The sequence below is a fragment of the Candidatus Njordibacter sp. Uisw_058 genome (genome assembly GCF_047730065.1).
Lineage (GTDB): Bacteria > Pseudomonadota > Gammaproteobacteria > Pseudomonadales > Balneatricaceae > Njordibacter.
The window spans coordinates 2,188,317-2,213,276 of sequence record NZ_CP159829.1; the positions used below are offsets into that span (position 1 = coordinate 2,188,317).

The following is a 24,960-nucleotide window of genomic DNA, read 5'->3' on the forward strand; positions in this document are numbered from 1 at the left end:
GGTAAAGGCAGATGTTTTCAAATCATGACCGAATTGCAGGAATTGTTTTGGCGGTATTCGCTACAGGTGCGTTTTCTTACGCCTATGACACCCTGCCACAACGAGTTGGACTTTATCCCAAAACTGTTACGGGGTTAATGTTCCTGTTTTCGGCTCTATTAATTGGGCGTAGTTTTCTACCAGCTTTTAGAAACCACGAATTTGAAAAATTTTTTCTTGCCGGCCGCAGGCTTATTTTAGGAATTGCTGTCACCGCGGCATACTTTTTTTTAGCCGGAAAGGTAGGTTTCTTTGCTATGACAGTGATTTACATACCCGTACTTTCATACCTGTCAGGTTATCGTGAGTTACGAACTATTTTATTATCGACGTTTGTTTTTTGTATAGTTCTTTGGCTCACCTTTGATCTCGCGTTTAACCGACCGTTGCCGCCTGAAATTTTAGCTCTATGGATTGGAGGTAAGCTGTGACGGACCAACTTTTGGCAGGATTATTTCATGTGTTGGAATGGCAGTACATTCTAGCCATGACGATCGGCTTAATCGCAGGTATTTTAGTCGGTGCTATTCCAGGATTGACAGCCAGCATTGGCATCTCCTTACTCATTCCACTCACCTATGGTATGGACCCGCTGTTCGCATTGGCGATGATGGCTGGCATACACAATGGCGGATCTGCGGGTGGGGCCATCCCAGCAATTCTGCTAAACATTCCTGGCACTCCGGCTGCAGTGGCAACAGCCTTTGACGGCTATCCCATGACAAAACAAGGCCGGGCATTGACGGCACTTAAGCTGGCAGCAGCATCATCGGCGGTAGGGGGGGCGCTAGGTGCAATCGTCCTCTTGTTTTTGGCACCTCCTTTGGCCACCGCGACGCTAGCCTTCGGGCCGCCGGAAATATTCTGGGCGAACGTATTCGGAATGTGCGCGGTGGCTGTACTACTGGGTGATGATCCCCTCAAGGGTTTGTTGTCACTCACCATCGGCTTGATGATCGGAGTCGTTGGTATTGATTTCGTATCCGGTTACCAGCGATTCACCTTTGGCGTCCTAGAACTGACCGAGGGATTTTCCCTTCTCGTTGTGTTGGTGGGTATGTATGCGTTGCCACCGGCGTGGCAAATTATTGAGCAAGGAGCAGCGAACCGAAAAAAAGGTTTCTCCGACGTGCTGCGCCCAGATCCCACCTACCGCTGGCCTTGGCGCAAGCTCCTGTTGAACGTATGGCCACGCGCGTCATTGATTGGCATCGCCTTTGGTCTTCTGCCTGGCGTGAGTGGTTCAGCCAGTAGCTTCGTTGCTTACAATGACACGCGAAACAGTTCGAACGAGCCAGAGACTTTCGGCAAAGGCAACCCCCTTGGCGTGGCCAGCGCGGAAGCATCTAATAATTCCGATAACGCCGCATCGATGATCCCCGCACTAACATTGGGCATCCCCGGCAGTGGTGTTGCTGCTTTGATGCTGGGCGCTTTAGTTATTCACGGCATGTTGCCGGGGGCCCATTTGTTCGTCGAACAAGGCCCGGTAGTTTATGGTTACATGTGGGCCATGCTGTTTACGTCGATAGCCATCGTTGTCTTTGGCGGCCTAATTGCGACGAAAATATTCGCACAGGTGTTACTCGTGCCATCGCTGTTGCTGATGCCGATGATTGTTAGCTTAACGTTTATCGGAATCTACACGTTTCAAAACGAAATCTTTAATGTCTATTTTATGCTCGGCTTCGGGGTCCTTGGCTATCTACTCAATCGTCTTAAGTTCCCTGTTGCCCCTATCGTCATAGGCCTGATACTCGGTGACAAGGCACAAGAGTCCTTACGAACAACGCTTCAGTTGAGTCATGGTGATTTTGGAATTCTTTTCACGCGACCCATTTCGTTGACCATTTTTATTCTAATCGTTCTCGTCCTCATTTACCCTATTTGGAAAACATTGAAGGCAAAGCGACAAAATTAGGCGATTTACAGAAGCTTTAGTTTTTCTATCCATAGTTTAAACGTCCAGTAATTTGAATGAACAGGTCGCCATCATAATTGGTGATAAACAAGGCTTTCAACACTATGGGTTTTACCTCGATTTCACGGATAGTTTAGTTGAGGAAGATTGAATGATCTTTTCATACTCAAGCTTATGCAATTTCCGTGGATTATAAAAACTGCTCTATATAATCAGGTATGTCGACACTAGCTTTCAATAAAGTCAGGTACGATCACGCTATAGTTTTGGTTATTTCAAAATCACCTATACTGGTTACTCCGCAGGTATTACAGGAAATATAACATTTGCTTACGAGCCAAGTACTAAAGGGCACACCCTCCTCAAACCAAGATACCCCCCCGGGCATCTTCCCCTAAAGAATCATTATAAATACCAACACTTAAACACTAGACACATTCCCACAGTTAGCTAGTTCTTAGCCATGTTCCCATAAGGTAAGGGATGCTTAAGGTTAATCAGACTTAAACTCCACTCCGAGCCATTAATAACCCACTATCACTACTCCTCTTCTACGAATGGCCCTGGAACCGCTACCCAAACCGTAGTATCAATGGCCGACCTCGGCCTTTTTACCCTCACAACCAATAACCCATCAGGAGAACACTATGTTCAAAATATTTCGTAAGACCTTTGACAGATCCGGCATAACGGCAAACAAAGCTTTGCAAGTTTTAGAAGTTTCCTTAAACCAAAGCCTGCAAGAATCCATTGACGAGGCCATAACCGAGCTCAACAACCTCAATACCACCCAAGAAGAGAGGGATCACCACTTAGCCCTCCTTTATAAGTAAATCCACCAGCTACCTCCTAGGTAGCTTTTTTTAAAATAAGATAGTTTCCGATATTTACCAAGAAAACACTAAAGTATACAGATAGCCGAGCCTAACCCAGACCTTATGCTTTAAATACTATTATTGATAAATATGAAAAATTTAATATATTTACTTAAAAACTAACCACGGAAGCCATAAAGTATTACTGCCAACTTAGCTCAGTTAAAGTTTCTCATGTTACAGGCCAACAACACTTCCCTCTATTTCTAACAGTGTCAAAGACCAAGGTAAGTTATCAATAAACACCGGTCAAGCATACGGGCATTGTGGACAGTGTTTAGTCGAAAAAGACAGAATTTGTGAGCAAAGAACTTTTAGCTAAATAAAATAAATACTGAAAGCTAAAGTTACGCCATGAATCAACATTTGAGTATAGGAAAAAATTCTAGCTAACAGTCTATATGTTGATTTTTAGATGGTTGTATTTTTAGTGATCATAGTATTTTTACTAAAAATAATAAAATTACTATTATATTTTTCATTTTTATACTTTTATGTTGATATTATGCTGTCTTTATCGTAAAATATTGTCTTGCTAAATAAAAAACAGTTCTTTTAAACGACGACGATATATTGACAGACCCAAAGATATATCTAGATAAAGTGAGAACGACTTCAGTGTTGAAGCAGTGGCTTAGCCTTTAGTGACCAATGTTACGCAGTAGCACGTCATAGAGATTAAGTATCACCCGATGCAGGCTCTGAGCAAACGAGTATGTCTCTTTTTTGAGGCTAATATTATTCGTCTAGCTCAGAGCCTTTTTTATTTGAGCTAGACCTTTTAAAAGGTTACTTAAATGAATCTCCCAGTTCAAAAACGCATCATACGTATCAAGACAGTATGCTCGTATACCAGCCTATCAAGATCCTATATTTACCTGTTAACTAAACAGCAGAAGTTTCCAAAACCTATATCCTTGGTTCCTGGAGGAACATCTGTGGCTTGGGTTGAACAAGAAGTAATCGCATGGGTTGAGCAGCGCATTGCAGAACGTGATGGAGGAGCTTCTAATGAGTAAGCTCACACGCAAGCCACATCAACCAGTAACACTTCCCGCTTTTCAGCAGGAGGTAGCTTACCCACCTGCAGTTGCCCGTTTTCTTCAAGATCTTATTGATAATAGAAGAACTGGTATCTCGACAATCAAACTTGGAGAGTTAGGCCACTGTGGCATTAGCCAAAAGTTTCATGGGCTCAGAGCCGATGGATGGATTATTGAGTCCACAAGAGTTTCTGTGCTGGATAACAATAATGAAGTTCGGTGCTGGGTCAGCAACTACAAAGTGATTGGCTGTAATGTGGAATTTAGTAAGGAGGTCATTTAGATGAATACTGCAATTAAAAAAGCCCTTGTCGCGACCAAGCAAACAAAGGGCTCTATCCCAAAAGGACAACATAAGTATACCACAGGTAATGGTTACAGCAAGAACAGCACGTTTAACCCGGCCACTGTTATTAAGAACTTTACTGCTGACATTGCCAACATACCACCACGAGAGTGGCTGGTAGATCGCCTGTGTTTGAAGGCTTATATTACTGGCCTTGTCGCCCCTGGAGGTACCGGTAAAAGTTCCTTAGCCCTTGCCCTAGGGATATCGGTTGCGTCCAACAATGACATATTACAACTCGGTGTACGCCAGCAGGCTAACGTGCTCGTTATCAACAACGAAGATTCGTATGACGAGCTAAGGCGCAGGATTGCAGGTATAACAACACAGTTTGGAATTAATCCTATTAGCTTAAAGGATAGGTTTTTTTACGCATCTGGCTACGAGAAGAAGTACATGCTGTCAGAGATGAGTGATAGTGGTCAAAAGGAAACAGCATTTGCTGGTGACCTGATCAAATATATGCTCGAAAAAGATATTGGATTGCTCATCGTAGACCCTTTCGTATCGACCCATAACGCGCCTGAGAACGATAACACAGCTATGGATCAAGTCATGTCTATATATCGTAGGGTTGCTGCTAAAACTGGCGCTGCGATCACACTAATCCATCACACACGCAAGCAGGACACTAAAGGTAGTTCAGCAGGCAATGCAGATATCGCTCGTGGTGCTTCTGCTCTCAAGGATGCTGTCAGAGTTGTTGCTACATTAACTCCAATGTCTAAAGACGAGGCAAAGGCGCTAACATTCGATGCCCAGAAACGATCACGCCACTTTAGGTTAGATCTTGCGAAACAAAATTTCTCTCCAGCATGCGTTAATGCTTGGTGGTTTAGAATGGAATCTTGCCTGATAGGCAATGGTGAACATGTTGGCGTACCCGTCCCTGTGAACTTAAAGCCACTCTTCAGAAACTCTACAAGCAAGGTGAAATGGGATGACCTATTAGTCGCAGAAGCTCTTGAGCGCTTATTTGGTAACACTTCACCTATTGAGTGGAAGTCGCTTCAGCCTCAGTTTGAGACTGATAACCAAGTCAAATCGACCGCTGCATACGAAGCTATTAGACTGGTCTCAAATGATCCAAATAAACCAACCATTATCAATAACGGTAATGAGGATATAGCCTATTGGCGTAGCAAACCACCTGGAGGACTCATTAGTATCAACCGTAAGGTTTTATAAGTAATTGGACCGTTCCGCGTTCCGGCCAGGAGCGTTCCGGGACTGGAAACCAGTGTTTATAAGGCTTTGATGGGAGCATTCCGGAGGTTATTGATAATCGACCGGAATGCTCAATTTCACACCTCTGAAAGCCACGTATATCAGGGGTTTCCGGATTCCACCCTTTCCGCCCCTACGGGGACATATTCTATGGAATGCCCCTCAGGTAGTTTATTTTTTCTTTAACTCTAATGGTGAATAATTCATTTGAACCAAGATATCCTGTGCCTTATTAAGCATCGACCTGTTCTGAAATGGGCCTACCATTACCTTGAACCAAACAGATCCAGACTCAGTAGTAGATTGGCTCACTTCAACATTAGGTAGTTTTTTTATTGTTAATAGTTTTTGTAATTCTTTAGCATCGTACTCAGACTTAAATGAAGCTACTTGCAGATGGCTTTCTGTCTTCTTATTTGGATCCTTAGCAGTAGACTCATATTCTTTAACGTAAGCTGGCGTAACATCGGCCTGCTGTAGTATTTTTATATATGTAAACTCTGGTGAGATAGGTGGCTCAACGGGTATTGGCTTTGCCACTTCAATCTTCTCTGTAGCCACCACAAGATCAACTTGATCCACAGAAGCCCTATCAATTTTATGATCAATACTCACGCTTAAAAGGATTACTATTAATACTACAATTAGTATTATTCCAGCAGCTATTAAAACTACTATAGGCCGAAGTAATCCTGGCGTAGTAACGTCAAGCTTTGGCTTGTGAGCATAATCTTTTATCACCAACCCTACCTCTTTAGTTCAAATACTAATTTTTATAAAATCTTTATATTTTGTACGCTTGGTTAAACACCAGCCATGGAAGCCATTAAATATTACCACCAATTTACCATTCAATAACTTTCTCAATTTCAAGAGCGACAGCACTTCCCTCGACTTCTAACAGAGTCAAACACCAACTCCTCTAAGTAAAGCACCCAAGTAGTGCGAGGAGTGAAGCGATAGCGCAGCGGTAGCGTAACTCCGAAGCACGCACTGAGTGCTTTACTACAAAAACAACCCAACACACTCACCAACTATTTAATGACCATACACACTAATTGTAAGCCTTAGAGCCCGTGTACTTATGGACAAAATAGCGATGCCATTATTGACCACAGGGTACACCGGCCAAGCAATAAGCTAACGCTATAAATAGAATAAGAGAATTAAATAGAATAAGAGAATTAAAAAGAATAAGAGAGTTAAATACAAGTCATGCAGAAGATGAAACTCTTTAGCCCTGGCTCAAGTCATGAGGCTTAACTAGACAGGATTATACGCCTACTATTGGGTAGTGTTATAGGAGCGGCTATAAAGAGTAATAGCGTGTTGGATCGGCTTACTGTAGGGTAAACTAACAAGCCACAGAAACAGCCTGAAACGATCTAATAGGTAGACCTAGTTCAGCTAGAAAGCCAATAGGGTATTAGGGTAAAAAATAAAACAAAAGACGGTCTATCTGACGGTTCCGTTATTTATAATAACGAAAAATGTCTTATAAAACAGCGTCTTATAAAATAAAATGGCGCGCCCGAGAGGATTCGAACCTCTGACCGCTCGGTTCGTAGCCGAGTACTCTATCCAGCTGAGCTACGGGCGCACTATACCTAAATTCGGCGAGTGCCTCATCAGGGAGCGGTATCATAACGACAGTGCAGGAGGAATTCAACTGTTATTACTTGATCAATAAAGATTTTTACAGGCACTCAGATCGCCAAATAATAATCACTCAGCGATTAAGCCAGCCTATTTTATCAATCAAGCTACCTGTTACCTATGCTCTAGTGCTATTATATGGGTCGATTTAATTTCTAGCCATATCGGCTTTACCACTAGTTACGGCACTCATGAACGAACATTATAATGCGCACGAAATAGAACCAGAAATTCAAGCCTTTTGGGAAGCTAATGATAGCTTTGAGGTGCAAGATAATCCTGACCAAGAAAAGTATTATTGCCTTTCGATGTTCCCATACCCCAGTGGCCGTTTACACATGGGGCACGTGCGTAACTATACGATTGGTGACGTTATATCACGCTTTCAGCGCATGAAAGGTAAGAACGTGTTGCAGCCCATGGGCTGGGACGCATTTGGTTTACCCGCTGAAAACGCCGCCATGAAAAACAACGTCGCACCTGCTAAATGGACCCATGAGAATATCGCCTATATGCGCGACCAGCTAAAGCGCATGGGTTTTGGCTATGATTGGAACCGAGAATTAGCCACCTGTGACCCTTCGTATTACCGCTGGGAACAATGGTTTTTTACCAAGTTACTCGACAAGGGTCTGGTGTATAAAAAAAATGCCATGGTTAACTGGGACCCAGTAGACAAAACCGTACTGGCCAATGAACAAGTCATTGATGGTCGCGGCTGGCGCTCAGGTGCGTTGGTCGAACGTAAAGAAATCCCCCAGTGGTTCCTCAAGATTACCGATTACGCCGACCAGTTGTTAGATGACTTAGACCAGCTAGACGATTGGCCAGAGCAAGTGCGCACGATGCAACGCAATTGGATCGGTCGGTCTCAGGGTGTCGAACTCAGTTTTGAAGTCACAAACCACGGTCCACTCGAGGTCTTTACTACAAGGCCAGATACCTTAATGGGGGTCACCTACTTAGCCGTAGCACCACAGCATCCTCTTGCCCTCAAGGCTGCTGCCACTAATCCAGCGATGGCAAACTTTATTGATAGCTGCAAAAACATGAAAGTGGCTGAAGCCGATATGGCGACCATGGAAAAACTCGGCTTGGATACTGGTTTTCAAGCTATTCATCCACTCAGTGGTAAGTCTGTGCCCGTTTGGGCCGCCAACTTTGTGCTTATGGACTATGGTTCTGGCGCTGTGATGTCGGTGCCCGCTCATGATCAGCGCGATTGGGAATTTGCTAATAAGTATAGCCTGAGTATAGAGCAGGTGATTCGTCCAACCGATAGCAACCTTGTGGTGGATATATCGCAGTCTGCTTACACTGAAAAAGGCTTATTGATTAATTCAGGCATTTTTGACGAAATGGACTTCCAATTAGCCTTTGATGCGATAGCAGCAGAACTTGATCGGCACGGTAAAGGTAAAATCACCACCAACTACCGCCTGCGAGATTGGGGGGTATCACGCCAGCGTTATTGGGGTGCTCCCATTCCAGTGATTAATTGCGTCACTTGCGGTGCAGTGCCAGTGCCAGAGGATCAATTACCGGTAGTATTGCCCACAGATGTCGAATTTGACGGAAGTGGTTCGCCGCTGAAAAAAATGGCCTCTTTTATCAACACAAGCTGCCCTAAATGTGGCGCTGAGGCTGAGCGTGAGACCGATACCTTTGACACTTTTATGGAATCGTCATGGTATTACGCACGTTTTACTAGTGCGGCACATAACGACAGTATGCTAGCACCACAGTCTGCAGATTACTGGGCTCCTGTAGATCATTACATTGGTGGCATTGAACATGCCATTTTACACCTATTGTATTCGCGCTTCTTTCACAAACTCATGCGTGACATGGGCCTTGTGTCTTCTGATGAGCCGTTTAAGAAACTACTCTGCCAAGGCATGGTATTGGCTCACACTTACTACCAACAAGACGAGAAAGGTGGCCAGAATTGGATCTCACCCCTAGACGTTGATGCCGTAATGGATGACAAGGGACGCATTACCGGTGCGGTGAAAAAATCGGATGGTGCATCGGTGTTTTATGATGGCATGAGCAAGATGTCCAAGTCTAAAAATAACGGTATTGACCCCCAAACCATGATTGACCGCTATGGCGCAGATGCTGTGCGTTTGTTCACCATGTTTGCTGCGCCTCCAGAACAATCTCTTGAATGGTCTGACGCAGGCCTTGAAGGTTCTCAAAGGTTTATCAAACGCTTCTGGAAGCAAGTGCACCAGCACCTAAATGCGCCTGCTGCGCCTGCCTTGCAGGCCGACCAACTTAGCCAGCAGCAACAAGATATGCGTCGCAAAACCCACGAGACGATTCAAAAGGTCAGCGACGATATTGAGCGCCGTACAACTTTTAATACCGCCATTGCTGCCATTATGGAGCTGAGTAACACAATAGCGAAGTTTACTGATATGAGTGATCAGGGTCGAGCTGTCAGAGCTGAAAGCCTAAGTACTGCAGTACTATTAATGTCGCCTTTTACACCTCACTTATGCCATACCTTGTGGCAAGCATTCTCGGATACCGATGTGATTTTAAAAACACCATGGCCAGCAGTAGATGAAGGGGCTTTGGTAAAATCAAATATCGATATGATGATTCAGGTCAACGGCAAACTGCGCAGTAAGATCACCATCGATGCCAATATGGATAGAGACACCATACAACAACTCGCCTTAGCCGATGAAAAAGTACAGTGCTTTATTACTGATATGGCTGTGCGTAAAATTATTGTGGTGCCTAATAAACTGGTTAATATTGTGGTGAGTTAAGCGTCAGTTAACTGACTTAGACTACTTTAGAAAGGATGCAAGACATGATCAATGTAACTTTAACCCCAAGCCTATTGGGCCGGCTGAGTTTAATGCTGTGCTTGAGCCTTGTTTTATCCAGCTGTGGCTTTTACCTACAAGGCCAAAGTCAAAGGTCTTTTCCACCTCAGTTAAACCTCTACGTAGACGACCCCTCATTAGCGCGAGTGGTGAGCAAAGATATTCTGCAGCATGATGTTGCTTTGACGGTGTTAGATTCAGTCGTTGGCATGGATACTGAAGCGCCCTCTGTGCAACTCACCGGCACAAAAAAGCACAAGGCAGAGCTCACTTTAGACACGGATGGAGAGGTGTTAATCTGGCGTTACACCCTCAGCACTAACTACCTATTTATGGCTGGGGGTAAACCAATAGGCCCAGAAGATGCGCCTTTCAAACAGAGGTCAATGCCTCTTTCTGTGAGTACTGATGTGGATTTAAGTGGCACTAATGCCACTGTGAATGAACGCATAGAAGCAGATAACTGGATGTTACTTTACCAGCAACTGGGTAATCGCGTTGCTCGCCAACTTAGTTTTGAATAATGCGTATCAAACCAGATCAGCTGCAAAATCACTTAGCTAAAGGTTTATCTGGCTGTTATTTAGTGCATGGGGATGAGCCGCTATTGCAGCAAGAAATAGGCGATACTATTCGTAGTAAAGCCCGTCAGGAGGGCTTTTTAGAACGTGATTTATTCCACGTGGAAGGCCGTTTTAATTGGCAACAAATCACCGCTTCTGACCAAGCAATGTCACTTTTCTCAAGCCGTAAAATCATTGAAATACGAATGCCCAGTGGCAAGCCTGGAAAGGAGGGAAGCGCGGCCTTAAGCCAACTGGTAGCTGAGCCCAATCCTGATAATCTAGTGCTCATTAGTAGTGGAAAGATTGATTCAAAAAGCCAAAATAGCCAATGGTTTAAAGCCCTCGACACAGCAGGGGTATGCATGGCAATTTTCCCCTTAGAAGCTCATCAAATGGGTCGTTGGATCAACCAAAGAAGCCAGACACTGGGCCTTAAAATTACCCCAGAGGCTTGCCAATTGCTAGCTCAAAGAACAGAAGGAAATTTACTTGCCACAGCTCAAGAACTAGAGAAGTTCACCCTTAATGGTGCGGGTTTTGAAATCACGGCGGAACACATTAATGCAGATGTGGGCGGTCTAGCCCGTTACAGCAACTACCAGTTAGTGGATACAGCCCTCTCGGGCCAAGCCCATCAAAGTCTGACTATGCTTTATGGCTTAAAAGAAGAAGGTGTCAAAGCCATGGACCTATTATGGGTGTTAAGTCGAGAAATCAGGTTGCTCACTAGCATTGTAAATCATCCACAGGGACTTGAAGCTGGATTAACTCAAGAGCGAGTGTGGGAAAAACGTAAAGCCTACCTAAGATCAGCTGCCCAGCAACATAACGCGCACAGTGCGCAACATATGCTGCGCCAATGTGAAGCAATTGATCAATGCGTGAAAGGTGTCAGTAAAGCCAATGTGTGGGATTTGCTGGGCGCATTAATTATGCAATTAGCTGGCAAACCGATTTACTAAAAAAGCGTAGGTTTAAACATGGGTGATCTAGAAATCATTGACGCTACTTCTAAACATCAAAATAGTTTGCCCATCTCTTCTGATGAAATTATGGCACAATTGAACCTGTGGCATATTCAATTTGAGCGCTTTGATCATGTGCCACTTAAAACGGTCGAAGATTCAAAAAAAGTACAATCGCTTTTCCTATCATCTGAGCAAGGTGGTGGACATATCAAAAATCTATATTTGCGTGATCACAAGAAGCGAAACATTTTATTAGTGACAGAACAAGACCGCAAAATCGATTTAAAAACCTTACCTGCATTGTTAGGAACAGGTCGGTTATCTTTCGGCTCTGCTGATCGTTTATTAGAAAACTTAGGGGTTCGGCCAGGCGCAGTGACTCCGCTGTCGATGATCACAGGGGTTAGTCATGGGGTAGCACTTTTTATTGATAGCGAATTAAGGAGTTGCCACACCTTGTACGTCCATCCTTTAGTGAATGATCGCACCCTAGCCATAGGGGTAGACGGACTTGAACTATTTTTCAGCAAGATAAGCGCTGAGCCAACTTGGCTGACTTTATGACCCGTGACGCTATAGCGACTTAACACACCTAACTTCACTGGTTAATCTGGTTTCATATGAACCCAGTCACACCCACTATGCAGTGGGCATCAAGTTCATGCTAATTTAATCTAGGTGATTGAGATGATTAATGGTCTCGTGGTGGTCGTTAAAATAGGCTAACCAATCAGACACTAGCCCCATATCATTGGGAGCTGCACTCACCCCAGCACCAATACGTTCCTCTAAAACAGCTTCCACAGCTAAGCTCACAGTGGTTGACACTAAACGCGCCATGGCACTGCCTGTTTCATTGCCATAGGCGTCCATAGAATAGCTTTGACGCCAGATACATTGCTGGGTATGGGCATCTTTAGCAAGTAACTCCACATAGAGGGCGACCCGGTCTTGCTCACCTTCTTTAAAGGCATGATCCTGCCAAAGCTCATCAGACTTAGCTTGAAGTTTAGCCTCCCCTTCGGCTCCGTCGGCAGATTCGACTAAACTAAAGATGTTTTTCCAGGCCTTAGCCCAGCCTTGAAGTCGCAAAGACCCCCGAATAAAGGTGTCCACAGGCCATTGAGGATCAAACTGATATTGCGCTATAAATGGCAGTGAGTCACGATTTGGAATAGCTTCAAAGGTGGATTTTTCAAGCTTTGATAATGGTGTCGTATAGCTATGCATGGCTTCCCATGGCTTGCTACAGATTTTAACAACTCCATTTTCTAACCATTGAGCAGGCGATTTCAGGGCCTTTAAAACGCCTAGGGGAGACCAAGAAAACTTGTATCTAAACGCATTCTCTTGAGCGGGTAAACCACCGCAAAAAGACCTAAACTCTAAAACATTACTCACAGCGTAAGGCTGCGAACTACGGTAGTCGTTTAATAAAGCATAAGCTAAAAGATGATCAATGCCAGGGTCTAAACCAACCTCGTTTACCACACATAAACCCTTGGTTTGGGCTTGTTGGTTGAGAGCTTCCATGGCGGGTGTTAAATAGCTACTAGAAACAAAGTGCGCATTATTATCTAAGGCTAATTGGGCCGCCTGCAGATGAAATGAACCCGGTAACATGGACACAACTATATCGCCCTTACTGACATTTTCGTGCAGCTGTTGCCAATCTAACACGCGAGCTTGGCACTGGCCTTCCATATGTTCAATAACGGCTTCGGCCTTACTCAAGGTTCGGTTCCACAACCATAATTCCAAGCCGTTACCGATGAGTCGTTTAATCCCTGGTGCGCTCGATAGTCCAGCCCCTAACCAATGAATAATTGCCATAATCAGCCCCCATTTGCTGTTATTATTTTTTGATATTTTTTATATCTATTGGAAGTTTAAATTAGATTAACTCACATTAAAAAATCATCTAATCGAACTCACATAAGCTGAGCTTAAGCATTGATTAAAATACAATTTATTGTGGTGGCCTTAATTTCCTGCTTACGCCATCAGCAATGACATAAATGATTACACAAGTGGCCACTTAATTAGCGACTCAAGTTACCATCTCACCTTTGACTTGTAAATCTGCATGATAGGACGAACGCACTAAAGGCCCACTGGCGACATGCTTAAAACCCATAGCCTTGGCGGCCGCACCTAACTCATCAAACTCAGTGGGGTGCACAAACCGATCAACTGGCAAGTGATTCAAACTAGGTTGCAAGTATTGCCCAAGGGTAAGCATATCCACTCCATGATCTCGAAGATCTTGCAGCACCTGCAACACTTCCTCGTTAGTTTCGCCTAATCCTAACATCAAACCTGATTTTGTCAGTACTTGAGGACAACGCTGTTTGTAGTTCTGTAATAAATCCAATGACCATTGGTAGTCTGAACCAGGACGAATTTTTTTGTAAAGGCGAGGAATCGATTCTAAATTGTGATTAAACACATGGGGTGGCGTTGTGGCTAAAATATCAAGGGCAATGTCCATACGTCCACGAAAATCAGGTACCAAAACTTCAACTTGAGTCGCTGGTGTGCGTTCATTAATAGCGCTGATACATTCAGAAAAATGCAGAGCGCCTCCGTCCCGTAAATCGTCTCGATCAACAGAAGTAATGACGACATACTTGAGTGCCATGTCTGCCACAGCGGTGGCTAACTCGCGAGGCTCATCAACAGATAAGGGGTTGGGACGACCATGAGCCACATCACAAAATGGACATCTACGCGTACATATTTCACCCATGATCATAAAGGTCGCTGTACCTTGGCTAAAACACTCGCCTAAATTAGGGCAGTTGGCTTCTTCACAGACAGACGCCAATTTATGCTCCCTTAGTTTAGATTTAATACGGTTGACCTCAGGGGAACTGACCATCTTGATGCGCAACCAATCTGGTTTACGCGGCATTTTCTCAGTGGGAATCACTTTAATAGGGATCCGCGCTACCTTATCGGCCCCACGAAGTTTAACACCTGCTTCAGCTTTGTATGATGTCGCCATGGTTACTTATCACTCGTTGGTTATATTCAATGGTGTTAACCCAAGGTTGTTTAGTTTTATTAACCTGTTGGTACTGCAATTGGTCTACTAACTTTTGGCCCATGTCGTGAGCCACTTGATCAAACTTAATCAACTTGGAGAAATCAATCATCTGCACCATATCTAGACTCGGGTAACCACAGGGGTTAATGCGGGCAAAAGGGCTCAGATCCATATCTACATTGAGGGCTAAACCATGAAAACTACACCCTCTGCGGACCCTTAGCCCCAAAGAGGCTATTTTACTGCCCCCCACATACACACCTGGAGCCTTAACATCTGCATTGGCACTAATGCCATAGTCATGGAGACAGTCGATCAAGGCTTTTTCCATGGCCGATACTAAGCTGCGAACCCCTATACTTAACCGTTTTAAATCTAACATTAAGTACACCATTAATTGCCCCGGGCCATGGTATGTCACTTGTCCCCCACGATCCGATTGCACTAACGGAATATTACCTTGGTCTAGCATATGTTCTGCCTTACCCGCTTGGCCCTGGGTGAACACCGGAGCATGTTGCAATACCCATATTTCATCAATGGTGTCGGCATTACGGTAATTAGTAAAGTCTTGCATGGTTTGCCAGACGTGCTCGTAGTCTTGAGATCCTAAGAACCTTACTAAAACGCCTTTTTTTGGATCTGGCTTAGAGGACAAGTTTAACCTTGCCACTCGCCATCAGGGTTTGGTGAATCTGTTGCAAGTGGTCTGCACTTTGAGCCGTTACTGCTAAGCGTATTGATTGAAAAGTACCATTTTTACTGTCAACAATCTGTACTTTTTGGGGGTCTAGATCAGGTGCTAACTGCTGCACACACTGCACCACCCAAGTTGGGTAATCTGCTGTTTTTCGGCCCACAATTTTGAGGCTGTAATTCTCGCAGGGGAACTCTATTTTAGGAGCGTCAGGCGTCGTTTTCATCATTCGCCCATAATGACTCGGGTCACGCCATCAATAAGGCCTTTGATAAAACCACCGTGCACCATATCCTGACTGGCCACCAAATTTTGTTCTAAAATTACGTCTGTGTCCAAAGTGATAATAACCTTGCCTAAAACATCACCAGCAGACAGGGGCGCTTCAATGCCTTTATTGACGTCCATCGTCGCTTTAATATACTTAGCTTGGCCTCGAGGGATGGTGACCGCTAACTTTTGCTCTAGCATTAAGTCTATATAGTCTTCCATACCACCCCAAACCCTCGCTTTACCAAGGCTCTCTTGAGCGTCATAGAGGGAGTGGGTTTCAAAAAAGCGCATGCCGTAGGTGATGAGCTTTTGTGATTCTCTAGCCCGTGCGTCCACACTGGTCGCACCTAAAATAACCGAGATTAAGCGCTGCCCATCTTTTTTAGCCGATGCCACCAAACAATAACCTGCAGCCTCTGTATAACCTGTCTTCAGGCCATCCACAGTGGTGTCGCTCCACAACAATTTATTTCGATTCGGCTGCCTAATTTTATTGAAAGTAAATTCTTTTTCTGAGTAAATTTCATAGTGTTTAGGATAGTCACGAATAATAGCTTGTGCCAGAATCGCGAGGTCTCTTGCCGTGGTTAAGTGACCTTCGGCTGGCAAACCTGTGGAGTTGCTGAAGTAGGTTTGGGTCATTCCTAAACGCATGGCATGTTGGTTCATTAGGTCGGCGAATGACTCCTCACTGCCTGCCAGATGTTCGGCAACGGCGACACTTGCATCATTACCAGACTGAATAATGATGCCTCGCATAAGATCTTCAAGCGTGACCAATTTGCCTTCTTGAATAAACATACGTGAGCCTTCTGTGCGCCATGCTTTTTCACTAATTCGCACTTGGTCATCCAAAGCAACGTTACCTGCAGCTAAGCCAAAAGATAACATGTAGGCTGTCATCATTTTAGTTAAGCTCGCAGGGGGCAGCAATAGGTCGGCATTATTTTCTACGATAACCTTGCCCGTTAACGCATCGATCAGTATGTATGCGCTCGCAGCAAGCTGCGGTGGCTGGGGTACAAGTGCTTGCGCAGATTGTGCTGGCGCAACTAAACCCACAGTCAAAACAATGGACAAGCCTAAGGGGGCGAACATGGTGCGAGCCCTAGAGTTAAGCCCACACCCTATTAATTGACTCATGTTACTGCATAATAAGTTAGCCGCAGCCACTAATTTTTCCATACTTACAACTACCTTAATTGGTGGGCTAGATAAAAACTCAGTACCGTTAAAAGCCTTTTTAAACCGCTAGATTATACCATGGGTTAGTAATTTGGGGCAGTAAATTAAGGTTTAATCATAAGCCCTTGACCATGCCCTGATGAGGCTAATTCTTGCATCAGTACACGCACACTCTTAACGTCTGTAATTGGCCCCACTAACACCCGAAACAAGTCTGCACGGTCACTCGCTTGCTCTACAAATATATTAGATCTTCTAAACTCTTGCACCAAGGTATTACGCAACACCAAAGCTCCACCAATTTTTGACATGGCTGCCACTTGCACGTAATAGCCGGCCACGCGTTTATGCTGTTGGCGAATTTCGTTCTCCAGCGGGACCTTCATAGGGGCCTTAGACTGGGTGACAGCTTTGTCAGAAGAGCTAACTATTTTGCTTGTGACACTATTACTGTCACTATTAGTTGCACTAGTAATTGCAGGTGACCTAAAACGACTGGTTTTACGCTGTTTGCGAATGCTTTGTTCTAATGCAGGGCTCCATTGGCGCGCATCAATGGCTTCCACTAAGACTTCAGCCACACCTGTCTTGCGATAATCTAACTTGCTAGCAGCAGCATAAGACAAATCAATGACTCGGTCACCATGAAATGGTCCCCGATCGTTGACCCTAACAATTACTGTTTTGTTATTGGCTAGGTTGGTAATCCGCGCGTAGGTTGGCAAGGGCAGAGACTTATGGGCTGCAGTCATGGCGTACATATCATAGGTTTCACCATTAGACGTTAAATGACCATGAAACTTTTGTCCATACCAGGAAGCTAAGCCTCGCTGCTTAAAGCCTATACTCGAAGCCATGACGGAATATGATTTACCCCAAACCTCATAGCGACTCTTATTGCCACCTCGACTGTGAGGCTCTACTTTAGGCACCGCGTCAGGCGCATTGCTCATGTCTTTATGCTGTTTAGGTCCCAAGTCTTGTTTAATGGCATAACGAGACTCGGTTTTAGCTTTGGCCGCAGCAACCACTGCAGACTGAGAGACGCCACTGGGTTGCGTGCTGTTGCTAGAGCAACCACTAAGCAGTAGCACAAACAAAGCGCTGACCATGATTCGATATTTATAATGCATGTTAATAACCTAGTTTAAGGCTGGGCCGTACCTTGGGCCATTCCTTGGGCGATGCCTTGAGCAATTTCCACGACTGCTCTACTGTACCAAAGGGAGTGATTATAACGTGTTATGGCGTAAAAGTTAGCACCTGCCAGGCGATATTCACGGTCCTTTTCGGTTGAAAAAGCATATAAATTAAACTCTGCTTCTGGATCATACGAGCCAGGCATGCTCACACCCCTGCGTTGCCACTCTGCTAATTCTACACCTTGTCGCTTGGCTTTTTTACTGACCCATAAAGGGTCCACCTCTGTGTCCACCACCAACAGCCATGGTGCACCTTTTTGCCAATTGTGCCGTGCCAGATAATTAGCAATGCTAGCTATATTGTCAGCCTTGCTGTGAAATAAGTCGATGCGTTCGTCACCGTCTCCATCTACCGCAAAGTCACGATAACTGGTTGGAATAAATTGCCCCATTCCCACAGCGCCAGCAGCAGACCCTTTGACCAGCATCGGGTCTAAACCCTGACTGAAACATAAACGAAAGAATTCAGCTAATTGGCGTTGGAAAAACTGACTTCGACGAGGATAGTCAAAGGATAATGTAACTAACACACGCAGGGTTAGATGCTGGCCCATGTTAGCCCCATAATTACTTTCTATGCCCGCAATAGCGGCAATAATCGCTCCATCAACTCCCGTAGTTTTGGCCATCAAATTTAATTGGTCTGTATGCTCAGCGGCAAATTCTATGCCGCGCTTGATACGAGAAGAAGTGACTAAGCGCTGTTGATAACCACTCCATAACAACTTGCGTTCAGGAGCATTGCGTAATATCGGCACAATGCTTGGTTTTGCTGTAGTTTGTGCTAAGTAATTTACAACCTCAGCCTTGGTAAAGCCCAAACTATCGGCCTCATCTAACCACTGTAAAACATCTTCTCTTTGGTCAAAACTGGCATAAGCACACACATTAAAAAATCCTGCTAACAGGCCCAACCCGATTAGTTTTTTAACCCCATTCATTCCCTTTACTCCCTTCTCCATAACAGCTTAACGCGAGGAACCTCGACCTTAAAAATGCTGATTGTATTGTCGGTTGTTAACATCTATCAGTTAAACAACTCAGTTCGTTAGCTTAAACAAGTTGATAGCAAATTTTTATCAATAGTTAAAATAGATTTAATTGGACACCCACCCTTCTCGGACTGCAAAATACATCTTACTACAATTTGAGTTATGATCAATTATTGGAAGCATTATGACCACTTCTCCACTGCAACTTAGGCAACAAATTCGCAGCGCATCAATGACGGGGAATACCTCCGGATTATGTCCTAGCTTTGTGCAGGGCAATCTGTGTATTTTACCTGCCGACTACGCTAATGATTTTTTAAAATTTTGTCATTTAAATCCCAAGCCTTGCCCTATTATTGGTATGTCTGAAAAGCCTGGTGATTTTCGTTTAAAAAGCTTAGGTCAAGACATCGATCTGCGCACTGACATTGCCCAGTATAAGGTATTTAATGACGGCCAAGTAGTCGCTCAAGTAACTGACATTTTAAACTATTGGCGTGACGACTTGGTGGCTTTTGTGCTGGGCTGCTCCTTCTCTTTTGAAGAAGCTCTTTTAGCTGATGGTTTAGAGGTTCGCAACCTGACTGAAGGGGTCAACGTGCCCATGTATCGGACTAATATTGCATGTAAAACAGCGGGACCATTTGCTGGCAATATGGTTGTGACAATGCGCCCCTACAAGCCTGCAGATGCCATTAGGGCCATTCAAATATGTAGCCGCTTTCCTTCTGTGCATGGAGCCCCTGTGCATTTTGGCAACCCAGCTGAAATTGGCATTACTAACCTAAGCCAGCCTGACTTTGGCGATAAGGTGAGTGTCAACGATGGTGAAGTTCCAGTTTTCTGGGCTTGCGGTGTCACCCCTCAAGTGGCTGTTGAAAATGCTAAACCTTCTTTTTGTATAACCCATGTGCCGGGTTGTATGTTGGTGACAGATTTACCCAATAGTACGCTAGCCATATTTTAGGTCAGGAAAATTTTATGCTACTTAATTGCGATTTAGGTGAAAGTTTTGGTTCGTGGACTATGGGCCAAGATGCTAGGGCCATGACACACATTGACCAGGCCAATATTGCCTGTGGCTTTCATGCCGGTGACCCTTTGGTAATACAACGCACTTTGGCACTCGCCAAGCAGCATGAGGTGATGGTGGGTGCTCACCCAGCCTACCCAGACTTGGTGGGTTTTGGTCGCCGCTCAATGCATTGTTCAAGTCAAGAAATCACTGCCTTTATGCATTATCAAATTGCTGCCCTTGAGGGTATGGCAGCTTGCCAAGGTCTGAGGCTAAGCTATGTTAAACCCCACGGTGCGCTGTATAACGACATGATGAGTAAAGACAGTGTGCGTCAAGCGATTATGCAAGCCGTAAGTAGCTACCCAGTTAGAACTATAGATAATGGTGCAGCCAACTCGCCATTAAAATTAATGTTACAAGCCAATGCCAGCGCAGACAAGCATCTTCAGCAAGCCCAAGATATGAAGCTAGAGTTATACTTTGAAGCCTTTGCTGATCGGTGTTACGAAGACGATGGCAGCTTAATGGCACGTTCTAAAACAGGCGCTGTGCTTGATCATGACGCCATGCTCAAGCAAGTCCAACAATTGGCCCAACACGGCACTATTACTAGCGCTAGTGGCTCCACTTTGCATCTTAAGGTAGATAGTCTGTGTGTGCACGGAGACAACGATACTGGTATTGCTGCCATCAAGTCTATTCGTCAATTGATGGAAAAACCATCGGCTCGAAAGGCTTAATCTCAGTCTATGAACGCTCACCAAACACACATCCAACTGGCTAGCGAAAATAGCTACATCATCTATTTCGGTGACCCTGATGCCTTAGACATTAGCCCCCATGTCAGTGCAACAATCGCCATAACCTGTGCTCAGATCAAGCAACACTTTGGCAACCGGTTAATTGATCTGGTAGCTTCTTATGCGTCCCTTCTGGTTATTTATGACACTGATAAGTGTGACCATTTGTGGTCCAAAAAAGCCCTAAGGTCAATTTTAGAAGCACCTCAGGCCGCTCATCAAGATAGTGGCCACTTAGTTAACATGCCGGTTTTTTATAGCACCACATATGGCCCCGAACTCGACCTGATAGCCCAAAGCTCAGGTCTTTCAGTAAACCAAGTCATTGATATTCACAGTGCCAGCGAATACCGCGTTTATGCCATTGGTTTTGCCCCAGGTTTTGCCTACTTAGGTGAACTAGACGAGCGCCTTGCTGCACCCCGACTGGCAACTCCAAGATTAAAAGTGCCTGCTGGAGCAGTGGCCATAGCGGACCGCCAAACTGCAGTATATCCTGCAAGTTCACCAGGTGGATGGAATCTTATTGGCCTTTGTCCAACCCCCATGTTTAACCCAGAAAAAGCACCCCACATGCCTGTATCCGTGGGTGACCGAGTAAAGTTTAACCCCATAAACGAGCAGCAATACCTTGCTATGGGGGGCCAACTGTATGAGCTTTAAAGTACTCCAGCCAGGCCTATTAAGCCTGTTACAAGACCTGGGTCGGTTTGGCCAGCATGCCATAGGCTTGACCACCGGTGGACCTCTAGATCGCGAAGCATTTTTATGGGCCAACCGTATATTGCATAACCCATCTAATGCCTGTGCCATAGAAATAAGCTTTGGTGGTTTGCAACTGCAAGCACAAATAGATAGTTATTTTTGTGTGACTGGAGCTAGTCTAGAGGTCACGGTTAATGGCATCAATAAAGCCCTATGGACCAGCCACAAAGTCAAGGCTGGTGACGAAATAAAGTTGGGCTATTCTAGTCATGGTTGTCGCAGTTATTTGGGTGTGGCTGGCGGTTTCCACATTACGCCAAGTTTCGGTAGTCAAGCCACAGTCATGCGCGAAAAAATAGGTGGATTAAATGGCGCTAAGCTCAAGGCTCAGGATAGTCTTGCATGTAACCAAACGGTTCAATTACGCCGCCAAGCATTAGCTGTGAAGGATTGGCCTTTATACGGTCCTCAAGGCCCAGAAACAAATATCCCTAATCAGGTTTTGCGCCTCTTACCCGGGTATCAGCATCATCATTTTGATGCGGCCACAAGAGCCCGTTTTTTTCATAGCCAATTCAGGGTGACTGATCGCAGTGATCGTATGGGGATGCGACTGGAAGGCCCCGCTGTGCCATGCCCATCTCAACAAATGCTCTCTGAAGGCATTTGCTTAGGCGCCGTTCAAGTACCTGCAGATGGACAGCCCATTGTTTTACTTAATGACCGACAAACTATTGGTGGCTACCCCAAAATTGGTGCCATTATGGCGCGTGATTTAGCCCAACTTGTTCAACTAAGACCAGGTGACGCAGTGACTTTTGAAGCCGTAGATTTATATCAAGCTCAAACGATCAACACCCTAGCACAGCTCAAATTTGAAGCGACTAAACTGCTGCATTTGAAGGAATAAACATGTCAAATGATCAACAACTAAGTCAACAGATTGAAGACATACTGGTGGCCCGAAACCCCCGTGGCATGTCACAAATTAAGATGGCATTAGCACCGGGATACTGTCTAAGGGCGGCCCAAATTTTACAAACCTGCATCCAACAAAAGCCAGGTGCTACCATACTCATAGGCACTGGTTTTCCAGTGGTAGGCACCTTTGAGACTGATGGTCCTGTGGGTGCTATTGCACTTTATGATAGCCTTGAGTATTTAGGCGCCGTGCCTGTGATTGTGTGTGGTCAACCATTAATAGGAGTGCTTGCTGGACGTTATCGTACCCATGCCATTCGTGTAGGGGAACATGCCCATGTTGAAGGCGAAACTTTAGCAGCCCTGAACCATCTCAATCCTCAAGCCATAGTTTCCATAGAGCGCCCAGGGCAGGCTCAAGACGGTCACTATTATAATATGCGGGGTGAGAATATTAGTGAGCACACCGCTTGTTTTGATGGCTTTATGAAGTGGGCCAAGTGCCCTACTATTGCCGTCGGTGATGGTGGCAACGAAATTGGCATGGGTAAAGTCATTCATGCACTAAAAAAGCTGGATATCGTGCCTTCCGTAACAAGCGCAGATGAACTTATTGTGGCTGACGTTTCTAACTGGGGGGCATATGGTATGATCGCTTTTTTGGGTCTATGGCAACAACAAGACTTATTAGCTAAAATTAATCCTTTAGCCATTTTGCAGTATCTGTCAGAACTTGGCAGTGTGGATGGTGTGACCCGCATAAACCAGCTCACAGAAGATGGCCTGCCCGTGGGTGAAGGTCAATCTGTGATTACCCAATTGCGCCAACTCACAGGGTTTAATTGTTAAATATGCTGATCCAATTTAATGAAGGAAAAAAATGTGCGTATTCGTAACCTGAATAGCTTTATCAAGGTCGCTACTTTAGGCAGCTTTCATGGTGCTGCAACTCAGTTACACGCATCCCAGCCGGCTATTTCTGCCCGTATTGCGACCTTGGAGGAAGACCTAGGGGTTAAGCTTTTTAAGCGTGACCAAAGTGGTACCAAATTAACAGCACGAGGCCGCCAGCTGCTCCCTTTTGCCGAACGTCTAATCGCTATTAGTAATGAAATGAAGGCTCAACTGCAAGATGATGCGCCTCAACAAGGTATTTTCCGTATTGGCATTGCGGATACCGTGGCGCACTTATGGCTGAGAGATTTATTAGAAGTTTGGCGGGAACAACACCCTTTAATTCAATTTGAGCTAACGATTGACCTCTCGCTTGCGCTTTATAAACAATTGGAAGAACATCAGTTAGACCTAGCCCTTATGGTTTATACTGGACAGGCTATTGCTGTCAATACGCAGCCACTAAGTGCCTTGCCACAAACTTGGGTAGGCAGTGAGCACTTTGCTAAAAGTGGTCGTGATATGAACATTGCAGCCCTTAGCCAATGCCCGATTTTAAGTTTCCCAGCCGCCACAGGGCCAGGCAAACATTTACAAGAATTATTTAGCCAAGTAAAAGAAAAGCCAAAATTTCATACCAGCAATTCTGTGTCGGGTTTATTGGCTATGGCAGAACAAGGCGCAGGGATTGCGCTGCTGCCGCAGCCCATTGTTGAAGAGGCCTTAGCAGCCCGAAGATTGACTCGATTCAATGTTGACCCAGCACCTCCTAAGTTGAAATTTTGTTGCGGTTGGCGCAAGGACGAAGACCGTTTATTACCCCAATTATTAGCCGATAGTGCCAGCAAACTGGTCAATCAGATTATTAGAGATTAAGTTATGAGTATTGTTTACCTTAATGGCACCTATATGCCAATTGAAGACGCCCATGTGTCCCCGCTTGACAGAGGCTTTTTGTTTGGTGATGGCATCTATGAAGTTATTCCTTCCTATGGTGGAAAAATGGTTGGTTTTGGTCCCCATATTGATCGCATGATTGAGGGATTGGGAGCCTTAGAGATTGAGTTAAACTGGAGCCATGACCAGTGGCGAGACCTATGCCAAGAGCTGATTAACCGCAATCCTAAGAGTCAAATAGGTTTGTACTTGCACGTCACACGTGGCGCCGATATCAAGCGCCATCATCCCTATCCTAAAGGTGTGTCTCCCACTGTGTTTGCGATGCCAACAGACATCCCTCCGGCGCCGATTCCAGAAAGAGATAAAGTGGATGGGTATAAAGTAACCACCATGCAAGATGAGCGTTGGAAACGCTGTAACATAAAGTCAATTTCTTTACTTGGCAATGTCATGCACTACCAAAAGGGCTACAGCCAAGGCAGTGGTGAGGTGTTACTGTTTAACGACAAAAATGAGTTAACTGAGTGTGGGGCATGTAATGCCTATATTGTTAAAAATGGCACCATGATTACACCGATCCTGGACCACCAAATTTTACCTGGCATTACCCGACTCATTGCATTGGGTGTGTTACAAAGTGATGGCAGTATTGCCGTGGAAGAGCGCACAGTGACAAGAGAAGAAGTGTTTGATGCTGATGAAATATGGATATCTAGTTCCAGCAAAGAGCTTGCTCCAGTGACGCACATTGATGGCCAACTTGTGGGTGATGGAAAGCCAGGACCCGTTTGGGAAAAAGCAGCTAAGCTATACAGCGCTGGAAAATTTAACTACTAGGTA

Annotated in this window: 25 protein-coding genes and 1 tRNA gene; 17 read left to right on the forward strand and 9 right to left on the reverse strand. The window is 44.9% G+C overall.

Annotation, left to right across the window (positions count from 1 at the left end; genetic code table 11):
• The first annotated feature begins 11 nt into the window (after positions 1 to 11).
• From ABXT59_RS10205 to ABXT59_RS10230, 6 genes are all read left to right on the forward strand, one after another.
• Entirely contained in the window at positions 12 to 470 is a 459-nt protein-coding gene (locus tag ABXT59_RS10205) for a tripartite tricarboxylate transporter TctB family protein (protein ID WP_443636008.1), read from the forward strand.
• Positions 467 to 1,960 carry a tripartite tricarboxylate transporter permease gene (locus tag ABXT59_RS10210; protein ID WP_443636009.1) on the forward strand — a complete coding sequence of 498 codons (1,494 nt, stop codon included), beginning with the start codon at positions 467 to 469 and terminating at the stop codon, positions 1,958 to 1,960. Before ABXT59_RS10205 ends, ABXT59_RS10210 begins: the two co-directional genes overlap by 4 nt.
• 647 nt (positions 1,961 to 2,607) lie before the next feature.
• On the forward strand, positions 2,608 to 2,793 hold the full coding sequence (locus tag ABXT59_RS10215) for a hypothetical protein (protein ID WP_297823932.1): 186 nt from the start codon (positions 2,608 to 2,610) through the stop codon (positions 2,791 to 2,793).
• A gap of 839 nt (positions 2,794 to 3,632) precedes the next feature.
• Positions 3,633 to 3,854 carry a helix-turn-helix transcriptional regulator gene (locus tag ABXT59_RS10220; RefSeq protein ID WP_297823933.1) on the forward strand — a complete coding sequence of 74 codons (222 nt, stop codon included), beginning with the start codon at positions 3,633 to 3,635 and terminating at the stop codon, positions 3,852 to 3,854.
• On the forward strand, positions 3,847 to 4,161 hold the full coding sequence (locus ABXT59_RS10225; RefSeq protein ID WP_443636010.1) for a hypothetical protein: 315 nt from the start codon (positions 3,847 to 3,849) through the stop codon (positions 4,159 to 4,161). Before ABXT59_RS10220 ends, ABXT59_RS10225 begins: the two co-directional genes overlap by 8 nt.
• Complete coding sequence (locus ABXT59_RS10230; protein WP_443636011.1) at positions 4,162 to 5,412, forward strand: AAA family ATPase; 1,251 nt, start codon at positions 4,162 to 4,164, stop codon at positions 5,410 to 5,412.
• 210 nt (positions 5,413 to 5,622) lie between these two features.
• Here the strand turns inward: ABXT59_RS10230 and ABXT59_RS10235 are convergent, their stop codons facing one another.
• Positions 5,623 to 6,192, reverse strand: coding sequence for an SPOR domain-containing protein (locus ABXT59_RS10235; RefSeq protein WP_443636012.1), 570 nt, complete (start codon positions 6,190 to 6,192; stop codon positions 5,623 to 5,625).
• 782 nt (positions 6,193 to 6,974) lie between these two features.
• A tRNA-Arg gene (locus ABXT59_RS10240) sits at positions 6,975 to 7,051 on the reverse strand.
• Between the two features lie 247 nt (positions 7,052 to 7,298).
• Here ABXT59_RS10240 and leuS point away from each other — a divergent pair.
• The 4 genes from leuS to ABXT59_RS10260 are packed head-to-tail and all read left to right on the forward strand — an operon-like array spanning position 7,299 to position 12,048.
• Positions 7,299 to 9,890: a leucine--tRNA ligase gene (gene leuS / locus ABXT59_RS10245; RefSeq protein ID WP_443636013.1), complete on the forward strand. Its 2,592-nt coding sequence runs from the start codon at positions 7,299 to 7,301 to the stop codon at positions 9,888 to 9,890.
• A 44-nt stretch (positions 9,891 to 9,934) separates the two neighbouring features.
• Positions 9,935 to 10,474, forward strand: coding sequence for a hypothetical protein (locus ABXT59_RS10250; RefSeq protein ID WP_443636014.1), 540 nt, complete (start codon positions 9,935 to 9,937; stop codon positions 10,472 to 10,474).
• A complete protein-coding gene (gene holA / locus ABXT59_RS10255) occupies positions 10,474 to 11,478 on the forward strand; it encodes a DNA polymerase III subunit delta (RefSeq protein WP_443636015.1) in 1,005 nt (334 codons plus the stop codon). The genes ABXT59_RS10250 and holA overlap by 1 nt, the downstream gene beginning before the upstream one ends.
• A gap of 18 nt (positions 11,479 to 11,496) precedes the next feature.
• Positions 11,497 to 12,048 carry a prolyl-tRNA synthetase associated domain-containing protein gene (locus ABXT59_RS10260; RefSeq protein WP_443636016.1) on the forward strand — a complete coding sequence of 184 codons (552 nt, stop codon included), beginning with the start codon at positions 11,497 to 11,499 and terminating at the stop codon, positions 12,046 to 12,048.
• A 105-nt stretch (positions 12,049 to 12,153) separates the two neighbouring features.
• Here ABXT59_RS10260 and ABXT59_RS10265 read toward each other — a convergent pair whose 3' ends face one another.
• From ABXT59_RS10265 to ABXT59_RS10295, 7 genes are all read right to left on the reverse strand, one after another.
• Positions 12,154 to 13,317 (reverse strand): saccharopine dehydrogenase family protein, encoded by a 1,164-nt coding sequence (locus ABXT59_RS10265; RefSeq protein ID WP_443636017.1) that lies wholly within the window; start codon positions 13,315 to 13,317, stop codon positions 12,154 to 12,156.
• 217 nt (positions 13,318 to 13,534) lie between these two features.
• Positions 13,535 to 14,491, reverse strand: a complete 957-nt coding sequence (gene lipA, locus ABXT59_RS10270; RefSeq protein WP_443636018.1) for a lipoyl synthase — start codon at positions 14,489 to 14,491, stop codon at positions 13,535 to 13,537.
• Positions 14,469 to 15,191 (reverse strand): lipoyl(octanoyl) transferase LipB, encoded by a 723-nt coding sequence (gene lipB, locus ABXT59_RS10275; protein WP_443636019.1) that lies wholly within the window; start codon positions 15,189 to 15,191, stop codon positions 14,469 to 14,471. Before lipB ends, lipA begins: the two co-directional genes overlap by 23 nt.
• Positions 15,181 to 15,459 (reverse strand): YbeD family protein, encoded by a 279-nt coding sequence (locus tag ABXT59_RS10280; RefSeq protein ID WP_443636020.1) that lies wholly within the window; start codon positions 15,457 to 15,459, stop codon positions 15,181 to 15,183. The genes lipB and ABXT59_RS10280 overlap by 11 nt, the downstream gene beginning before the upstream one ends.
• Positions 15,456 to 16,688, reverse strand: coding sequence for a D-alanyl-D-alanine carboxypeptidase family protein (locus ABXT59_RS10285; protein WP_443636021.1), 1,233 nt, complete (start codon positions 16,686 to 16,688; stop codon positions 15,456 to 15,458). The genes ABXT59_RS10280 and ABXT59_RS10285 overlap by 4 nt, the downstream gene beginning before the upstream one ends.
• A 104-nt stretch (positions 16,689 to 16,792) precedes the next feature.
• A complete protein-coding gene (locus ABXT59_RS10290; protein WP_443636022.1) occupies positions 16,793 to 17,821 on the reverse strand; it encodes a septal ring lytic transglycosylase RlpA family protein in 1,029 nt (342 codons plus the stop codon).
• A 14-nt stretch (positions 17,822 to 17,835) separates the two neighbouring features.
• Positions 17,836 to 18,831, reverse strand: a complete 996-nt coding sequence (locus tag ABXT59_RS10295) for a lytic murein transglycosylase (protein ID WP_443636023.1) — start codon at positions 18,829 to 18,831, stop codon at positions 17,836 to 17,838.
• A gap of 235 nt (positions 18,832 to 19,066) precedes the next feature.
• On the opposite strand from ABXT59_RS10295, the gene ABXT59_RS10300 reads away from it, so the two are divergent.
• The 7 genes from ABXT59_RS10300 to ABXT59_RS10330 are packed head-to-tail and all read left to right on the forward strand — an operon-like array spanning position 19,067 to position 24,957.
• Positions 19,067 to 19,849: a putative hydro-lyase gene (locus ABXT59_RS10300; protein ID WP_443636024.1), complete on the forward strand. Its 783-nt coding sequence runs from the start codon at positions 19,067 to 19,069 to the stop codon at positions 19,847 to 19,849.
• A gap of 14 nt (positions 19,850 to 19,863) precedes the next feature.
• A complete protein-coding gene (locus tag ABXT59_RS10305; protein WP_443636025.1) occupies positions 19,864 to 20,640 on the forward strand; it encodes a 5-oxoprolinase subunit PxpA in 777 nt (258 codons plus the stop codon).
• A 9-nt stretch (positions 20,641 to 20,649) separates the two neighbouring features.
• Positions 20,650 to 21,363, forward strand: coding sequence for a 5-oxoprolinase subunit PxpB (gene pxpB, locus ABXT59_RS10310; RefSeq protein WP_443636026.1), 714 nt, complete (start codon positions 20,650 to 20,652; stop codon positions 21,361 to 21,363).
• A complete protein-coding gene (locus tag ABXT59_RS10315; RefSeq protein WP_443636027.1) occupies positions 21,353 to 22,315 on the forward strand; it encodes a biotin-dependent carboxyltransferase family protein in 963 nt (320 codons plus the stop codon). The genes pxpB and ABXT59_RS10315 overlap by 11 nt, the downstream gene beginning before the upstream one ends.
• Positions 22,316 to 22,317: 2 nt before the next feature.
• Positions 22,318 to 23,175, forward strand: coding sequence for a DUF4392 domain-containing protein (locus ABXT59_RS10320; RefSeq protein ID WP_443636028.1), 858 nt, complete (start codon positions 22,318 to 22,320; stop codon positions 23,173 to 23,175).
• Between the two features lie 33 nt (positions 23,176 to 23,208).
• Positions 23,209 to 24,096 (forward strand): LysR family transcriptional regulator, encoded by an 888-nt coding sequence (locus ABXT59_RS10325; protein WP_443636029.1) that lies wholly within the window; start codon positions 23,209 to 23,211, stop codon positions 24,094 to 24,096.
• Positions 24,097 to 24,099: 3 nt separating this feature from the next.
• Positions 24,100 to 24,957 carry an aminotransferase class IV gene (locus ABXT59_RS10330; RefSeq protein ID WP_443636030.1) on the forward strand — a complete coding sequence of 286 codons (858 nt, stop codon included), beginning with the start codon at positions 24,100 to 24,102 and terminating at the stop codon, positions 24,955 to 24,957.
• The last annotated feature ends 3 nt before the right edge of the window (positions 24,958 to 24,960 follow it).

What these genes read in the sequence shown, in the direction of transcription:
- ABXT59_RS10205 (WP_443636008.1), top strand. Translation starts at nt 12, where the DNA reads ATGTTTTCAAATCATGACCGAATTGCAGGAATTGTTTTGGCGGTATTC.
- ABXT59_RS10215 (WP_297823932.1), top strand. Translation starts at nt 2,608, where the DNA reads ATGTTCAAAATATTTCGTAAGACCTTTGACAGATCCGGCATAACGGCA.
- ABXT59_RS10220 (WP_297823933.1), top strand. Translation starts at nt 3,633, where the DNA reads ATGAATCTCCCAGTTCAAAAACGCATCATACGTATCAAGACAGTATGC.
- ABXT59_RS10225 (WP_443636010.1), top strand. Translation starts at nt 3,847, where the DNA reads ATGAGTAAGCTCACACGCAAGCCACATCAACCAGTAACACTTCCCGCT.
- ABXT59_RS10230 (WP_443636011.1), top strand. Translation starts at nt 4,162, where the DNA reads ATGAATACTGCAATTAAAAAAGCCCTTGTCGCGACCAAGCAAACAAAG.
- leuS (WP_443636013.1), top strand. Translation starts at nt 7,299, where the DNA reads ATGAACGAACATTATAATGCGCACGAAATAGAACCAGAAATTCAAGCC.
- ABXT59_RS10250 (WP_443636014.1), top strand. Translation starts at nt 9,935, where the DNA reads ATGATCAATGTAACTTTAACCCCAAGCCTATTGGGCCGGCTGAGTTTA.
- holA (WP_443636015.1), top strand. Translation starts at nt 10,474, where the DNA reads ATGCGTATCAAACCAGATCAGCTGCAAAATCACTTAGCTAAAGGTTTA.
- ABXT59_RS10260 (WP_443636016.1), top strand. Translation starts at nt 11,497, where the DNA reads ATGGGTGATCTAGAAATCATTGACGCTACTTCTAAACATCAAAATAGT.
- ABXT59_RS10265 (WP_443636017.1), bottom strand. Translation starts at nt 13,317, where the DNA reads ATGGCAATTATTCATTGGTTAGGGGCTGGACTATCGAGCGCACCAGGG.
- lipA (WP_443636018.1), bottom strand. Translation starts at nt 14,491, where the DNA reads ATGGCGACATCATACAAAGCTGAAGCAGGTGTTAAACTTCGTGGGGCC.
- ABXT59_RS10280 (WP_443636020.1), bottom strand. Translation starts at nt 15,459, where the DNA reads ATGATGAAAACGACGCCTGACGCTCCTAAAATAGAGTTCCCCTGCGAG.
- ABXT59_RS10285 (WP_443636021.1), bottom strand. Translation starts at nt 16,688, where the DNA reads ATGGAAAAATTAGTGGCTGCGGCTAACTTATTATGCAGTAACATGAGT.
- ABXT59_RS10290 (WP_443636022.1), bottom strand. Translation starts at nt 17,821, where the DNA reads ATGCATTATAAATATCGAATCATGGTCAGCGCTTTGTTTGTGCTACTG.
- ABXT59_RS10295 (WP_443636023.1), bottom strand. Translation starts at nt 18,831, where the DNA reads ATGAATGGGGTTAAAAAACTAATCGGGTTGGGCCTGTTAGCAGGATTT.
- ABXT59_RS10300 (WP_443636024.1), top strand. Translation starts at nt 19,067, where the DNA reads ATGACCACTTCTCCACTGCAACTTAGGCAACAAATTCGCAGCGCATCA.
- ABXT59_RS10305 (WP_443636025.1), top strand. Translation starts at nt 19,864, where the DNA reads ATGCTACTTAATTGCGATTTAGGTGAAAGTTTTGGTTCGTGGACTATG.
- pxpB (WP_443636026.1), top strand. Translation starts at nt 20,650, where the DNA reads ATGAACGCTCACCAAACACACATCCAACTGGCTAGCGAAAATAGCTAC.
- ABXT59_RS10315 (WP_443636027.1), top strand. Translation starts at nt 21,353, where the DNA reads ATGAGCTTTAAAGTACTCCAGCCAGGCCTATTAAGCCTGTTACAAGAC.
- ABXT59_RS10320 (WP_443636028.1), top strand. Translation starts at nt 22,318, where the DNA reads ATGTCAAATGATCAACAACTAAGTCAACAGATTGAAGACATACTGGTG.
- ABXT59_RS10330 (WP_443636030.1), top strand. Translation starts at nt 24,100, where the DNA reads ATGAGTATTGTTTACCTTAATGGCACCTATATGCCAATTGAAGACGCC.